At 36.6% G+C, this 15,848-nt stretch carries 14 protein-coding genes and 2 riboswitches; of the genes, 3 read left to right on the top strand and 11 right to left on the bottom strand.

The window, feature by feature from the left end; genetic code table 11:
* Nucleotides 1-639 precede the first annotated feature (639 nt).
* Both C7Y47_RS19960 and C7Y47_RS19955 read right to left on the bottom strand, forming a co-directional pair.
* Nucleotides 640-1,944, bottom strand: coding sequence for an NCS2 family permease (locus C7Y47_RS19960; RefSeq protein WP_142510346.1), 1,305 nt, complete (start codon nucleotides 1,942-1,944; stop codon nucleotides 640-642).
* A 132-nt stretch (nucleotides 1,945-2,076) separates the two neighbouring features.
* Nucleotides 2,077-2,178, bottom strand: a riboswitch (purine riboswitch).
* Nucleotides 2,179-2,404: 226 nt separating this feature from the next.
* Nucleotides 2,405-3,073 (bottom strand): MOSC domain-containing protein, encoded by a 669-nt coding sequence (locus tag C7Y47_RS19955; protein WP_142510345.1) that lies wholly within the window; start codon nucleotides 3,071-3,073, stop codon nucleotides 2,405-2,407.
* A 438-nt stretch (nucleotides 3,074-3,511) separates the two neighbouring features.
* Here C7Y47_RS19955 and C7Y47_RS19950 point away from each other — a divergent pair, with 438 nt between their 5' ends.
* From C7Y47_RS19950 to C7Y47_RS19940, 3 genes are read left to right on the top strand one after another with little or no spacing between them, the layout of a single operon-like run.
* Complete coding sequence (locus C7Y47_RS19950) at nucleotides 3,512-3,952, top strand: LytTR family DNA-binding domain-containing protein (protein ID WP_142510344.1); 441 nt, start codon at nucleotides 3,512-3,514, stop codon at nucleotides 3,950-3,952.
* Nucleotides 3,949-4,365 (top strand): hypothetical protein, encoded by a 417-nt coding sequence (locus tag C7Y47_RS19945; protein ID WP_142510343.1) that lies wholly within the window; start codon nucleotides 3,949-3,951, stop codon nucleotides 4,363-4,365. Before C7Y47_RS19950 ends, C7Y47_RS19945 begins: the two co-directional genes overlap by 4 nt.
* A gap of 10 nt (nucleotides 4,366-4,375) precedes the next feature.
* Nucleotides 4,376-4,918, top strand: coding sequence for a DUF7010 family protein (locus C7Y47_RS19940; protein ID WP_142510342.1), 543 nt, complete (start codon nucleotides 4,376-4,378; stop codon nucleotides 4,916-4,918).
* Nucleotides 4,919-4,965: 47 nt separating this feature from the next.
* Here C7Y47_RS19940 and guaA read toward each other — a convergent pair whose 3' ends face one another.
* The 9 genes from guaA to C7Y47_RS19895 all read right to left on the bottom strand — a co-directional run bounded on the left by guaA (nucleotide 4,966) and on the right by C7Y47_RS19895 (nucleotide 15,496).
* Nucleotides 4,966-6,516 (bottom strand): glutamine-hydrolyzing GMP synthase, encoded by a 1,551-nt coding sequence (gene guaA, locus C7Y47_RS19935; RefSeq protein ID WP_142510341.1) that lies wholly within the window; start codon nucleotides 6,514-6,516, stop codon nucleotides 4,966-4,968.
* Nucleotides 6,517-6,673: 157 nt separating this feature from the next.
* A riboswitch (purine riboswitch) is annotated at nucleotides 6,674-6,775 on the bottom strand.
* A gap of 35 nt (nucleotides 6,776-6,810) precedes the next feature.
* On the bottom strand, nucleotides 6,811-8,997 hold the full coding sequence (locus C7Y47_RS19930) for a transglutaminase TgpA family protein (protein WP_142510340.1): 2,187 nt from the start codon (nucleotides 8,995-8,997) through the stop codon (nucleotides 6,811-6,813).
* A complete protein-coding gene (locus C7Y47_RS19925; RefSeq protein WP_142510339.1) occupies nucleotides 8,994-10,175 on the bottom strand; it encodes a DUF58 domain-containing protein in 1,182 nt (393 codons plus the stop codon). The genes C7Y47_RS19930 and C7Y47_RS19925 overlap by 4 nt, the downstream gene beginning before the upstream one ends.
* Nucleotides 10,172-11,116: an AAA family ATPase gene (locus C7Y47_RS19920; protein WP_142510338.1), complete on the bottom strand. Its 945-nt coding sequence runs from the start codon at nucleotides 11,114-11,116 to the stop codon at nucleotides 10,172-10,174. The genes C7Y47_RS19925 and C7Y47_RS19920 overlap by 4 nt, the downstream gene beginning before the upstream one ends.
* A gap of 239 nt (nucleotides 11,117-11,355) precedes the next feature.
* Nucleotides 11,356-12,036, bottom strand: a complete 681-nt coding sequence (locus C7Y47_RS19915; protein ID WP_142510337.1) for an ABC transporter ATP-binding protein — start codon at nucleotides 12,034-12,036, stop codon at nucleotides 11,356-11,358.
* Between the two features lie 226 nt (nucleotides 12,037-12,262).
* On the bottom strand, nucleotides 12,263-13,075 hold the full coding sequence (locus tag C7Y47_RS19910) for an ABC transporter permease (RefSeq protein ID WP_255505275.1): 813 nt from the start codon (nucleotides 13,073-13,075) through the stop codon (nucleotides 12,263-12,265).
* On the bottom strand, nucleotides 13,075-13,527 hold the full coding sequence (locus C7Y47_RS19905; protein ID WP_142510336.1) for a nitrous oxide reductase accessory protein NosL: 453 nt from the start codon (nucleotides 13,525-13,527) through the stop codon (nucleotides 13,075-13,077). The genes C7Y47_RS19910 and C7Y47_RS19905 overlap by 1 nt, the downstream gene beginning before the upstream one ends.
* Complete coding sequence (locus tag C7Y47_RS19900; RefSeq protein ID WP_255505274.1) at nucleotides 13,524-14,795, bottom strand: right-handed parallel beta-helix repeat-containing protein; 1,272 nt, start codon at nucleotides 14,793-14,795, stop codon at nucleotides 13,524-13,526. The genes C7Y47_RS19905 and C7Y47_RS19900 overlap by 4 nt, the downstream gene beginning before the upstream one ends.
* A 59-nt stretch (nucleotides 14,796-14,854) precedes the next feature.
* A complete protein-coding gene (locus tag C7Y47_RS19895; protein WP_142510335.1) occupies nucleotides 14,855-15,496 on the bottom strand; it encodes a nitrous oxide reductase accessory protein NosL in 642 nt (213 codons plus the stop codon).
* Nucleotides 15,497-15,848 lie beyond the last annotated feature (352 nt).

Raw genomic sequence — 15,848 nt, 5'->3', positions numbered from 1 at the left:
GATTAGCTCAAATTGTTTTGCTGGCATCATGTTTGATGTCCAAAATTTTGTTTCGTTCACTAACTCGAGGTTAGCTACTAAAAACTTTATTGATTACGTTTTGCTTGTTCAGTTTTCAAGGTTCATTAGTTTGTCGCATTTAAGTGACTTACTACACTTTAACATAGTGTTGACTCTATGTCAATCATTTATGTTAGTAGATTTTTTAGCTGTTGTTGTTTCGTAACAACGTTTATAAATATATCACCTTAATATTAAGTTTGCAAGAGATTTATTAAAGTAAAACTATTCCAAATAAATCAATTATACCTCAGTATAATTGCGTCGAAATCGGTCGGAGGCTTTAGGCCAACATGATGTTGGTTGGTCGCTCAGTCTTTTCCATAGGACGTGACAACGACTGAATTCCTCTACAACTGAAAGGAGTTAAAGGGAGTTTCTTCTATAGTATATAATTCAACTACATGAATGTTATACATTCTACATTTACATTATAAACAGTTAATTCAATTCCTCCTGATTTCTTATCAATAAGATTGTTTTATATTTTTATAGTTTTTAATTCTTCAATAAGAAAAGCACCTACAATTGTTAGTCAACAATTGAGGTGCTGTTTATCTTTCTATTGTGTATTTATATTTAGCGTACCCATATAAAGTATGCAAGGAAGACAAAGAACAATCCGTACATCATAGGATGAATTTCTTTTTTACGACCCGCTAAAAGCATTGTTATTGGATAGAAGACAAAGCCTATTGCAATACCAGTAGCAATTGAGTAACCAAGAGGCATCATGATTACAGTAAAGAAAGCAGGTACTGCAATTTCGAATTTATCCCAATCAATTAAACGTAATGAAGATACCATCAGAACACCTACAATAACTAGAGCTGGCGCTGTTACTGCTGGAGTAACTACAGCGAGTAATGGTGAGAAGAATAATGCTACCAGGAATAGTATTGCCGTTACAACAGCAGAGAAACCTGAACGAGCACCTGCAGCTACACCAGAAGTTGATTCAACATATGCTGTAGTTGTTGATGTACCAAATAAAGAACCAATTGTTGTTGCAAGAGCATCAGCCATCAATGCACGGCTTGCACGTGGTAATTTATTATCTTTTACTAATCCCGCTTGTGTCGCAACTGCCATTAAAGTACCTGCTGTATCAAAGAAATCTACAAACAAGAATGTTAAGACAACTACTAAAAATTTAACGTTTAATAATGAATCAAAGTCATTGAAAATTGGTTTTAAAGCTACCATAAACGTAGAATCTACACTTGGAATTGCTGAAACAACTGCTGTAGGAGGTACAATGACACCTGTAATCATACCAACAACTGCTGTTATAACCATCCCTAAGAAAATACCAATACTTCGTAGTTTAATAATAAGAATAATTGAAAGGACAATCCCGAATACAGCTAGTAAAGTTGAACCAGAGAATGTTCCTAAAGTAACCAATGTAGCTGGGCTAACAACGATAATCTTAGCTCCTTGTAACCCTACAAATGTTATAAACAAACCAATCCCTGCTGAAACCGCATATTTAAGTTGGACCGGAATTGCATTAATGACTGTTTCACGAATACCTGTTAACGAAAGAATGATAAAGATAACACCTGAGAAGAAAACACCTGTTAAACCAGTTTGCCATGGAATACCGTACGCTCCAACTACAGTGAAAGCAAAGAATGCGTTTAAGCCCATACCAGGAGCAAGTGAAATTGGGAATTTAGCGAAAATACCCATAATCAGAGAACCGACTGCAGCTGCTAATGCTGTAGCTACAAATACAGCTCCTTTATCCATTCCTGCATTTTCTAACATACCAGGGTTAACAGCTAAAATGTAAGCCATAGCAAGGAATGTTGTAATACCACCTATTATTTCGCGGCGATAATTAGTTCCTAATTCATCGAACATGAAATACTTTTTCATTTTAAAGAAATCCTCCGTATGGTCGTCTTCAATATCGAAAACAAAAAAAACACGCTGACTACTCTACTAGTCGCATGTCTACGATACATTTCACCATTACTATAGCGTGAAATCAATTAGTGTCTATATATTGGTATATATAACTAAAATCGTAGTCAAGTTATTTACGGTAACTTGGTAGAAACTCACGGGCCTTATCCCCGACATTATACGACGACATATTTAATTTACAATCAATATATCATTTCACTTTTCAGATTTCAACCCTATTTCCGAACATTTTTTATAAAATCTACACGAAAGTTCGTGTAAAATCCTTATTTAATGTTCACATTTTAAGAAATCGTTGCATAAATAGGTCAAGACTGAACGTTTTAGCGCTAGTTATAAAATAAAAAATCCCCTAGAACTCATTCGAATTCTTGAGGATTTTAATAGAGCTCCCTTGAGCAACATATGTTTAGTTCATCACTTTACTTTGCAAGAGTTGAACTCTTTTTTCTAATTTTTGTTTCCAATCTTCTGCTAATGCATCAACTACTTGTATACGTTTCATCGCAAGTGCGTCTTTGTTTTTAAAATACACTTCGTTGCAATGTAAAACTGAAATACCTTCAGGGTGCTTTTCCACTAATTCAATTTTTGAATCTGCACAGATTGTCCCTTCTTCCAGTACACGAGCAAGGAAGCCCGTATAACCTGTTTCAATTAAACGTTTAAGTAAAGTGTTCGCCTCAGCATATTTATCAATCGTACTACAAGGTACACGTCCTTGGGTAACTTGGATGACAGCATCACCTATTTTATAAATATCACCAATACAAATATCCGCTTCCAACATATTCGTTACTGTTAAGTTTTCACCGAATGCTGCTGTCGGCAACGGTTTACCAAGTTCCTGTTCCCATTGTATGTAATGCTCCGCAGAATATAAACAAACGGCACGATCAGGACCACCATGATGTTTTTTATCTGCTACATCGTCCCCCTCAAATCCACGAGCAGACAAATATACTTCTTGTACTTTTCGTTTTTCAATCCCTGTAATCATTGAGCGCTCATTACTATAATGCAATTCTTTCGGCATACCAATAGCAAGTGTGTGAATCATCGCTTTATTTTTTTCCATTTCCGTCCCTCCTAAACTAAACAACGACATAGAGTCCTATTTATATTCATTAGTTTACTATACCTAACGTTTCGAAAGTATTATCCTTAAACTAAAGAATTTCAAAAACAATAATTTATTGTGGCTTAACATCCTCTACTTTCTCAACTCCTAATTCCATAAAAATATACAATCAGTTTAACTTCTTCATCTGCTGAAAAGTAACTTAAACATGTATTCATCTCACCAGCTACTTCTGTACCTGTCGCTTCGCTTTCGCTATAGAAATAATTGCTGAAGTTAAACACCAATTGAAAATCTTTTTTTGATGGTGTGAAAACTGTAGCTTTAAATTTCTGAATCAACGTTGTAACAAAACCTATTTATTTTGCAACAAAACGAAAAATCGTCGTAAGTTCCGAGAAGTGTTGCTACGATTAAAACAGGAAGGAGATCCACATGAAATTCAACTACATTTGGAAAAACAATCAATCATCTTCTGAAATTGAGATTGTCAGTAATCCATCGAATAAAGAATTGCTATCGACAATTGAACAGCAATTTTTTCAATCTACAACATTAAGCGCAACAGATCTCAAAACAAATCGTCAGGTTATGATTGAACTCAATAACATCGAGGCAATTGAAGCATCTGGTCATTTCACCAAAATCTTTTTAATAAATGGTACCGAACTATTGCTGAATAAGATTTTAAAAGAATTATCTTACTTGGAATCTTTCGGATTGGTTAGAATCAATAATTCTATGATTTTGAATTTGCATCAAATACGCTCATTTGCTTCGGGAAGTCATGCTAGATTGGAAGTTATTACAAAACAACAAAATAAGTATATTGTCAGTAGACATTATGCAAAATCTATTAAGGAGAAATTGATATGAAAAAAGACTTAAAAAACAGCTTTTTATACGTTTCATTTTTGGGGTTGATTTGGATTGTTTTTTTAATTACCATTTTTAATCTTCACGAAGAAATAGTCAACTTTCTTTACATTTGGAATTTAATTGGTATTAGCGTACTAATGGGGATTGTTTTTGGTATAGCTTATCCATATTTGTGGAACTACTCAACATTAAAAGTAACATTTAAAATTACTATTAGTACTTTTTTGAATTTTTTCTGTGGCATAGGAAGTGTATATCTTTTTTCACTGAAAGTATTTGCAATTATTAAACCTTATTTATTGCTAATTTTATTGATAACGTTGATTGGTCATATCATCGGATTTTATTTTTTCTCAAAATATGAAAATAAAAAAATAGCGGATAGTTTGAACAGATCACTTGAAAATTAAGGAGACTGAAATGAACTTCAATACTAGCTTACAAGTACTATTAAATGATATTGCTCAGAAACAAAAGAAGGGGCTTCCTTTTATAATGGCCTCAATATTTATTTGGGGAGTTATCACAGTAATCGCGTTACTGCCTTTAGATTTAATGATAAAAAATATAGGTATTTTATCTTGCGGTGCATTGTTGTTTCCTGTGTCAATTCTTTGTGCCAAAATATTAAATGTTGATTTATTTTATAAAGAAAATCCATTGATTAATGGACTATTGATTGCAACAAACAATCAAATTTTATATTTAATTATTTGTATCCTTCTTTTAATTAAAGCACCTATGTGGGTCTTACCTGTATATGCAATTATTTACGGTGCACATTTGTTACCATATTCATTCTTTTATCAATCAAAAAGTTATCGATATAGTTCAATATTTATTTGTATAGCGATTTTGATAAGTATAATTTTCTTCCATTTAAATATTATTTTTGTCTCGTTAATCGTAGAAATTGGTGTACTTTTCTTATTTTTAATGCTAAAAAAAGAAATAAAAAGCTAGTCTGAAAAAAATCAGACTAGCTTTTTATTCAAAATCAAATGAGGGGATTATTCCCACTCAATCGTTGCAGGTGGCTTAGATGTAATATCGTACAGCACACGGTTTACGTGTTTTACTTCGTTTACTAGGCGGACAGAGATTTTCTCTAGTACATCCCAAGGAATGCGTGCCCAGTCAGAAGTCATACCGTCGATAGATGTTACTGCACGGATACCGATTGAATAGTCATACGTACGTGCATCGCCCATTACGCCAACTGAACGGATGTCAGGTAATACCGTGAAGTATTGCCAGATGTCGCGATCAAGACCAGCTTTTGCGATTTCCTCACGTAGGATGAAATCAGATTCGCGTACGATTTCTAGTTTTTCTTCTGTTACTTCACCAAGTACACGGATTCCTAGACCTGGACCTGGGAATGGTTGACGCCAAACGATTTTTTCGTCAAGGCCAAGCTCTAATCCTAGTGCGCGCACTTCGTCTTTAAATAATGTGTTAAGTGGCTCAATTAATTGGAATTGCATGTCTTCTGGAAGACCACCAACGTTATGGTGAGATTTAATAGTTTGTGCAGTTGATGTTCCAGATTCAATGATATCTGTGTAAAGCGTACCTTGTGCTAGGAAGTCCATTCCTTCAAGTTTAGCTGCTTCTTCATCGAATACGTAAATAAATTCGTTACCGATAATTTTACGTTTTTGCTCTGGATCAGAAACGCCCGCAAGTTTATCCATGAAACGTTGACGTGCATCAATTTTAATAAGATTCATGTCGAAGTCTTCTGTGAATGTTTTCATAACTTGCTCAACTTCACCTTTACGGTTTAAGTTGTGGTCAACGAACATACAAGTTAGTTGGTCGCCAATTGCTTTATGAATTAGCACAGCAACAACTGATGAGTCTACACCGCCAGAAAGTGCACATAATACTTTTTTGTCGCCTACTATTTCGCGGATTTTTGCAATTTCAAGTTCAATGAAGTTTGCCATTGACCAATCGCCTTTTGCTCCACAAATGTCGAATACGAACTGACGTAATAAGTCGTTACCGTATACAGAGTGACGTACTTCCGGGTGGAATTGTACTGCATATAGTTTACGTTCTACATTTGCCATTGCAGAGATTGGGCAAGCAGCACTTGTTGCGATTACTTCAAAACCAGCAGGTACTTCTGTTACATGGTCTCCATGGCTCATCCAAACGATTTGTTCAGTTGGTAAGTTACCGAATAACTTGTTAGAAGCTGTTACTTTAATTTCTGCTTTACCATATTCACGTGTTTCAGCACCTTCAACTTTACCACCTTGCGTATGTGCCATTAATTGCATACCATAGCAAATACCTAAGATTGGTAAGCCTAATTCGAAAATAGCTGGGTCTACATGGAAGGCATTTTCGTCATAAACTGAGTTTGGACCACCTGAAAAAATAATGCCTGTTGCGTTCATACCTTTAATTTCTTCAGCTGTAATCGTATGAGGATGTAACTCACTGAAAACACCAAATTCACGGATACGACGCGTAATCAATTGGTTAAATTGGCTACCGAAATCAAGAACGACGATTTTTTCTTGCTCTAATAAAGGGCTTGCTGACAATATATCCACCTCTTCTACTATTTTTAAAGGACTTTTCATATGTTCAAAGAAAAACGCGTATGAAAGTAAAACCTTCCTACGCGTTCATAAGCTCTAATTTATAAAGGCGAATGCGTAGCAAAGAAAAGTGATTTACTAATTACTAACCTTCTCACCTAACCAAAACATTCACCTTCATAGAGAAATCATTTACGGTGATTTCGTAGAAACATCCGAACCTTATTATCGAACTTATATGAAAGCAATCCTCATCATATATAATTTTTTTCATTTTACTCTTTGTACCCATCAAAATCAACTGATAGTGCGATTGATTAAATTTTCCCAACTTTCTTTCAGTTCCATAAAATCAACCTCTTGTTTATCCTTACCATAAATATGTTGTTCATATACAGCAGTTAGTTTTTGCATCTCTTCTGTCTCTAGCGACTCATCTACTCTTGTAGCAAATGCACGTAATGTTTCGCCATCCTTCCGGCGTAATCCAATACGAGATAATTGCTTCGTTAAAACATGATATGAAGCATCAAAATTTGTCCAGTCCGCTTCTTTTTTACGAAATGCTCGTACTTGCATTTTAGGTATCCACGTTTTACGTTGCATAAACAAAGCAATGCTAGCGATGACCATCAAAATGCCTAGAGCAATCCATACATAAGTAAGCTTTTTCATCCACGTCCAAACAGAATCAAAACTAAACGACGTTGAGCTAGATGTTTCTTTCTTCGGCTCTTGTTCTTTCTTCTTTGGTTGCTCTTGTTTTTTTTCTGGCTGCAGTACTTGCTCCTGCTGAGGAGTGTCTTGCTCCATATCATAATTGATATTCATATTTCTAGAAAATCCAATTGTCGGTTCAAACTCCATCCAGCCTGTTCCAGGTACATATGCTTCGACCCATGAGTGTGCATTATCATTTGTAATTTGATACTCCTGTAAACCATCTGTTATTCGACCAGGCTTGCCCGGCGCGAAGCCTTTTACCCAACGTGCGGGTATCCCCGCCGAACGTAGGAGGACCACCATTGATGTTGAGAAATTATCACAGTAGCCAACTTTAGTATCAAATAAAAACTGATCAACATAATCTTGTCCCTCAGCCGGAATTGCTACTTCTTTTTTATCGTATCTAAAGCCGTGAGATGAAAAATAACTTTCAACTGCTTTTATCTGATCATATACTGAAGCCTTATCGTGAGTGATTTCTTTCGCTAAATTCACTACACGTGGCGGAAGTGTATTTGGCAATTGCAAAAAACGATTAAAGGAAGGATCTAATGTTTCTAACGTAGATGTTTTAGACATTTGAAGCTGCTTCATACTATATTCTGGCTCACTATAAGAAATCTTATAGTTAGACAATAATTTCGATTCACCATTCTGTTGTTCTATTGCTATTTTTTCAGTGCGTTCATCCTGAATAAACAGCGGCGAATCTTGGGCAGAAACAGATATCATACCATACGTTTGCAATAAAAATGGCATTGGAGTAGCAATGTCTATTTGAATTTGACGTTCTTTTTCTAGAGATCCAACTTGTAACGATGTTTGGATAGGGGTATTTGTTTGGTAAACATTTTTGCCAAAGTTCCCATTCGAAAGAATCCAGCCCTTCGAAGTATAAGTGTCCTTTGTATCTATACGCCAATAATGGCGATCACGAGAAGTTGCCGTAAAAATTAGTGTATTATCACCTTGAAACGGCCCTCCTAATCGGCTATCATCCTCGCTATAACCAACTGTTTTTGCACCTGTTCCAACGCCCCCTTGCCCTGCAACTCCTTTAATAAAAGGCACTGGATCAGCCCAGGTTGGTCCTGTCTTAGGTAAAAAGAATGCCACTGAACTAACGAGCATTACCGAAACGATCATTGGAATAACCAGTTTCCACTTTCCTATTACATTGCTCGGTGCATCTGTTTGAAGCCATAAGCTTTTAACAAAAAGCAAACCTGTCATTATTAATCCAAGCACAAGTACTTTAACAATCGCTACCTTTCCATCATAGTCACTAAACGTATCTAGTGTGGCAATAAAGAATACAGTTAACGCGAAGAAATAGAATATATTTTTCCGCACAGTTATCCAGTGATGAATTAGGTATATTAACATCCAAATAAGCGCAAGGAATAGCACCGTTCTAAATGAATCCGAAACTTGTCCAAAATCGCCCGAAAGAATGGTCGTCATATTCCATTTCCACTCATGTATTAAAAATGGTATTGTCTGTCCTGAAAAAAAGGGACTTTCACTATAAACAAACACTATAAACCAAGTAATATAACCAAATTTCACTAATCCCGACAATATTGGATGTACTTGAAATAAGCTGAGTATCAATGCTAGACCGATAAACACTAAAAACAAATGAACCAAGCCTGTATTCGTCAGCTGCATTACAGGAATAAGCCATTCACGTAAAATTAGAAAAATTATTACGTATGCTATTGCTAATTCTATAAAATTTCCTAGTGATTTTTTCACGGTTTCATCACCTCCGTGAACAGATGGTAATAATCTGTTGGATTTACATGTACAACATGAATTTGTCTATATCGCTTCGCCAACTCTGTTTGCATAGGTGGTTGCTCCGCTACTACAAAACAAATACAACTTTTCACCATATTGGCTAAAGAATGAAGTAATTCATCTGATACTTCACTCGTAACATACAGTAATGTTGCAATATGCTTAAACACTTGCTGATCTCGTAATTGAAATTTGACCGTTTCAGCAGGTTTTATAGCAGCTAAATGATGCATTATTTGATCTAGCTGCTTATTACCTTGGATAATCGGAAACACCTTCGTGTTCGAACCGGCTGAAAGAAATGAGATATCTCCACGTTCTCCGACAATTGTTTGTAGCATCGAAGCTACAAGCTCAATTTTTTCTTCAAATAACGTAGATTTTCCAGCATGGAGTACCAACATTAACTCCTGCGATTGACGATCTTCAAATTCCTTAGATTGCAATGTTTGTGTTTTCGCATATGATTTCCAGTGAATCCACGAAAAACGATCACCCGGAACATACTCACGTAAGCCAACAGCCATAGATGTATCCTTAACAATTGAATAAGGTGACATCATTGTACCAACATCAAATTTTGTTTGAAGCGCGGCATATCTCATCTCGCGTACTCTCGGGTAAACTAAAATGACTTGTTCCTTTTCTGCCGTAACTCGCTTTTTTGCCCAGCCAAAAAAATCACAGAAAACAATCGTAACACCTAAGTAACGATGCTCGCCACGGGACATATTTTCCAACACGTAGTCCCAGCTAAATTTTTTCCTGAAGCCAACGAACTTAATGCTATTCGTTCCTTGCACCCTCGATTGAACAAGGGCTTCACTGTTCACAAGTTCCTCCATCATCATATAAGCAAACGGAAAGCGTGTTTTTCGTTCCACGGTAATTGTAACCTTAGCAGATTGTCCACTCTCTACATGGGAGGGCTCAATTTTGCGTTCCACTAGTAAAATATCTTCTTTCACCAGTAAAAAAATAAATGCGTATAACAAAAACGGACTAACTGAAAAAAACACAAACCAGCTGACAAACCCACCTTGGAACATGGCATAACAAAACGTTATGATCATTAACAAAGATACTAATAAGAAATGTTTACTTTTCTCTATTAAAGCTCGCCATTTCTTCATTGCTCTGCAAACCTCTTTGTCGGTACAGGTGTTTTCGCAATAATTCGCTCAATAATTTCCTCTGCCGTAACGTTATCGTAACGAGCATCTGGTTTTAATACTAGACGATGGCTAAAAACAAATGGTACTAAATATTGAACATCATCAGGAGTAACATAGCTACGCCCTTGTATAAATGCATAAGCTTGTGAAGCTTTCATTAAAGCAATCGTTGCGCGAGGACTTACGCCTAAATATACATAGCTATTTTCCCTTGTTTGAGTCGCTAGTTCGACCATATAGTTTTTGACCGAATCTTCAACATACACACCTTGTACGAGCTCCTGCAATTCATTTAATTGCGCAACTGTTAGCACCGCTTCAATTTTTTCAATTGGTTTACCATGTTCAGCACGACGGAGAATTTCCACTTCTTGTCCTCTTGAAGGATAGCCCATTTTTATTTTTAGTAAGAAACGGTCTAGCTGGGCTTCTGGTAACGGATATGTTCCTTCATGTTCAATTGGATTTTGAGTGGCCATAACGAAAAATGGTTGATTGATTGTTAAGGTTTTACCATCAATCGTGACAGATGCTTCCTCCATCCCCTCAAGTAAAGCAGATTGTGTTTTAGGAGACGTACGGTTAATTTCATCAGCTAAAATGACATCTCCCATAATCGGACCAGGTCGAAACTCAAATTCCAACGTTTTTGGATTATAAATAGATACTCCTACAACATCAGACGGTAATAAATCAGGTGTAAATTGAATCCTTTTAAACTGTGCATCAAGGGATTTTGCCAGTGCTCGCACCATCATCGTTTTACCAACACCTGGTACGTCCTCAAGCAAGACATGCCCTCTTGCCAGCAAAGCTACTATGCTGAGCTCTGCAACCTCTCTTTTGCCTATCATTACTTTTTCTATATTTTCTAATACATCTTGTATTTGTGAATTCATAAATCAAAAACCTCCTATTTCATTTTCTGCAATTATTCGAATTGCATGACAACTTATTTAAGAATAACGAAATATGTTTAGTAACACAATTAGTATGAAACACACATCTATTGCTCCATCACTATAGCTTGAGCACATAGCGAGAAAAATAATAATACTTCAGCATGAAAAAGAAGGCTTGTCTGAATACAATTCAAACAAACCTATCTTTTAGTATAACGTTATTACCTATCAAAATGTTACAGATTTAATTTTTTTAACCATAAATTCTCTAACGAGGATGAGTTTTCTTGTAATAATATTTCCTTTAAATCACCGGAAATAAGTATGTTTCCTTCATGTAAAACTAACACATCGTCCGCTATTTCCTCCGCAAAAGCAAGCAAATGCGTAGAAAAAATTACAGTACAGCCCTTTGCTTTTTCCTCTAGCATCATTTTTTTCAACTCCGCAATCCAAAAAGGATCAAGACCATTCGTAGGCTCATCTAAAATAAGCAAAGAACCGTCACCAAGTAAACTTTGAGCGAGATTAAGCCGTTGACGCATCCCCTTTGAGAAATGCTTCACTTTTTGCTTTCGAACATCCCATAAAGCTACGCGTCTCAGTACATCTTCCTGTTCCTTTTTGCCAATTTTCTTTAAAGAGGCAAGTAGTTGCAAAATTTCTGCAGCTGTTAACATAGACGGAAAGTCCACATCGTCAGGCATATATCGAATAGCCTGTGGTTTATGCCATATTATTTCTCCTGATTTTTGCTTTTCTTGCCCAGTTAGCAGGCGAATTAAAGTACTCTTTCCAGCACCATTTCCTCCTACAAGCGCTAAAATACGCCCATCCTGTAAAGAAAAGGAGGCTTCATGAAGACCTCTATTATTATCATAGATATTCGATAACTTCTTTGTTTCTAAAAGCACCATCTTCTTTCCCCTTTCTATCAATTATGCCTCGGCATAATTGCGTCCTGAATCGCTTTGTGCTTAGGCCTGCATGAGGGCCGACACGACGTCGGTCATTTCGGTAATGCCACAGGACGTGGCGTTTTTACCGATGCAGGTCAGTTAGCCGTTATCGCATGGATGCGATGATTTTAAGCTAACATCCTTTAAGAACTCCTTCCCGATTCTGTGACATCCGCCGGAGGCTTTATCTTCTTTCACTGAAAGAAGATAAAAGTAAGTTAGTGTAAACTAATGGACATACTATCCAAAGCAATGTCACAGCTACGTATACTACGTAACCTAGTGGTGACGAATAAAACTGCGTTACGTTATAAAATGCTGGTCCAAGCACACTAGCCTGATCTGTAAAAATAAAGTAACCAAAGCGCAGCCACTCCACAGGATTAATATGTATCGCTATAATCGTCAGTTTTTGAAGAATATGCCCCGCCACGATCGTTCCAATAGCCATTAAAGCGTAAGAGATTAGCAATAAAAAAGTGGACCAAAATACAAGTGATAACGACAGTGCAAATAATCTTGTTTTTGCAAAAGCTCCCACAGCAATAGCCAATGACACAAAAATGAAGATACATAGCAAAGTTAGAATAATGAAAATAAATGGCAAACGTACTCCGCCAAGAAATCCACCAAGCGCTAAAATTACGCCAAACGCCACGACAATGACTAATAAAAAGGCAAGCACAGAGGCAATATACTTTCCTGCAATATATTGCGGACGTGTCATCGGATATGTCTTTAATAACGAAAACCAGCCTGATTCCACATCACCAGCGATGCTCATACTACCAATCGTTAAAATAAACAGAGGCAATAAAAACAACAATACATTTAAAAACGAAGCTGTCTGTCTTGTAAAACCCTCTACATCTGGTAATGCCATTTGCTGTATGACAATGATAGCTGTAAAAACGAATGTGAAAAGTATGCCTACAAGTTGCATCCAACGACTTCTGAGCATTTGCTTTAATTCTAGTTTAATAAGCATACTGTACATCACTTATGGATCCCCCATTTAAAATCGTGTAAATCCTTATAATCAAGCAGCTGACCTTCTCCCTCTGTTGTCATCCACTCCTGTGCCGCTTCCTTCGAATCGAGCGCAACTACCCCATAATTCATCGGAGTCCAATAATCCTTGTTGTATACATAAACAGCGTTAAAAACATCAATCCATTCATTTTTTGCTGCATCTTTAATAAAGGCTGCTCCAATCTCACCTTCCCCATTCGCTTCTATATATTCCATTAGACAGCCAATATCATCAAAAATTTCATAATCACCATTCTTCAACGCAATCTGACCAGCATATGCATTGTGAACTATACTCATATTGCAAATTTTACAAACATCGGTTTCACTAACTATTTCACGAGGCTCATATGTTTTTTCACTACAGCCCATCAAAACACCACAACATAGCATTACAATCATCATCCATTTTTTCATTCTGTTATTCCTCTTTTCCATAGCCATAAACTACTTAATGTCAAGAATAATCCTACTAGCATTTGCACCACATTCATCTTGGTCTTCTCGTTCACATGCTTCGTCGCCAATTTGGGCGTATTATCAACAAGCATATTCTCTTCAGTTTTATTAATTTGCTGATCCAGCGATGTCAATAAAATGACGCTCGGAGATGCCACGAAATATTGGTAAACAGGCTGGCGTACCATCCATTGACCAAAGCTCGACACAGCCACATATGGAATATCACCGATACCATTGTCTTTTAAATCAATCCCTGAGTAATCATCATAATAATTACTTACTAGTTGAAAGCCTTGCTTATCGGAGCGAGCAGTTAAAATGTTACCTGTAAAGTTATTACTACTAGCCGTTGTGTCGTCACTTACCTTTGTACCTTCAATGGCTGTTTGGTTCATCTGAAAATCATTTGTTTCAATTTGGATATTTGAACTTTTCTGCATTGCCACACCAGTTCGGTTATTTTTAATCGTGTTATGTTTAATTTCGGCCTGTTGCACATCATACAGCAACATACCGTAGCCATTAAAATCAAAATGATTAGCTATTATATTATTCTCCAGGAATATGTCTGTCGTCATCATAATCATAAGGCCAGTCACATTCTGAGCATATGTATTGAAAAGTGCTTCAGCATCAGTTGTGTACATAAAGTGTGTACCGTAACGACTACTCGTTACTTTATTATGTTGAACAACAATATGCTCGACCTCTTCTACATATATTCCATCCTGCACTTGCTCAACAGTATTGCCATCGATAGTGATGTCCTCACTCTTAAAAACAGCCACCCCATTACCTTTTTTGGAATAATGGCCTTCAATACCAGTCACATTGATATTTTGTATACGTATATTTTTGGAGCGCTGTATATGGACACCTGTATGAACATCTTTAATTTGTAACTTTCGTAGCTCCAGTCCATCTACAGTACTAGCTACGATCGCTTTATTGTTCCCTGATAACTTTATATTTTCCACAGTGACATTAGTAGTGTTTTCAATTCGGAGTGAGGGGTTGTCTCTTTCACCGATAAGTTCCGTTCCCTCTTCACCTTGTAGCGTTATCGGTTTTGTCACAATAAAATTACCTTGGTAACGACCAGCAGGAATATGAACGACTTCCCCAGGCTTTGCTATATTAATGGCCTCCTGTACATTAAAGTCGGCGTGCACTGTCTGACTCATAAATAGAAAAAATAATAAGGCAAACCCTATTTTTTTCACCAATCCGTACCTCCCAGTTCAGCACGAAAAGACTAGAGGATTTCCCCTAGTCCATTCGATTAATGACTATGACCATCATGATTCTTTTCTTCCATATGCATAGAATCAGATTCACCTTTTGCTTCTTTTTCAGCTTTTTCTTTCATTTTCTTGTTACGACGCTCTAACGCATCATCTTTAATTTTTTGTAATTCCTCTACATGTGCTGTTGGATTATCAGCAATATATTTGTCTGCATCCGCTTTATCTTTGAAATAAATATATCCCCAATTCATCGGAGATTTTAGGTCCGTTTTGACGATCGTTGCATCATCAACCTTTACCCAATCTTTCGTGATATAATCACGTACAAATTTTTCGTTCTTTTCATTATTTGCAACCTCAGCATTTACTAAACAGCCTATGTCATCATAAAAGGCAATTGTTCCATCCTCTTTTATTGCTTGAGTAGAGAATTCCCCCATATCTTCGTCCTTCAAATACACTTTCATATTACACATTTCACACATTGTACCTTCTTTTGGTTCTTGTAAACGTGGATCCACTAAAGAAGCGACTTGTGTAGTTTTATCCTTTGCTTCTGTTTCACTTGTTGTAACATCTTCTTGCTTAGACTCTTCTTTCTTAACTTGATCTTTTTCTGTACCACACGCCGCGAGTAAAAGTAATGTTGCAAGTGCAGGTAACCATATTTTTTTCACAATTGCTTCCCCCAATATTTCGTTTTTTCTGTTTCTATTACATACTTTACAGGTAAGTTGTGAAATAAGTTAAAAATTGCTGTGAAGTATTGGAAAAATTACCTTGAATATTCATTGAACATCTTGACTTCAAATATTTTGAATAAAAAATATATACTTTCTATTTTTTATAACGCTATTCGGCAAAACAAGGGGTTGATTTCCGTTCCGGCTGGGCGCTTTCCTGGGGGCGTCCGATGAGCCGCTTCACTCGCAAGGCTCGCTCCAGGGTCTCGGACCAACACGATGTTGGTCACGAAGGCGTTATCACAGGATGTGATGCTTTTAGCCTTCGTTCCTCTATTGCTAATCC

Origin of the sequence: Lysinibacillus sphaericus, from assembly GCF_006864135.1 — a bacterium.
GTDB lineage: Bacteria > Bacillota > Bacilli > Bacillales_A > Planococcaceae > Lysinibacillus.
Note: the sequence above shows the minus strand (reverse complement) of the source record. Positions and strands in the feature narration are given on the sequence as shown.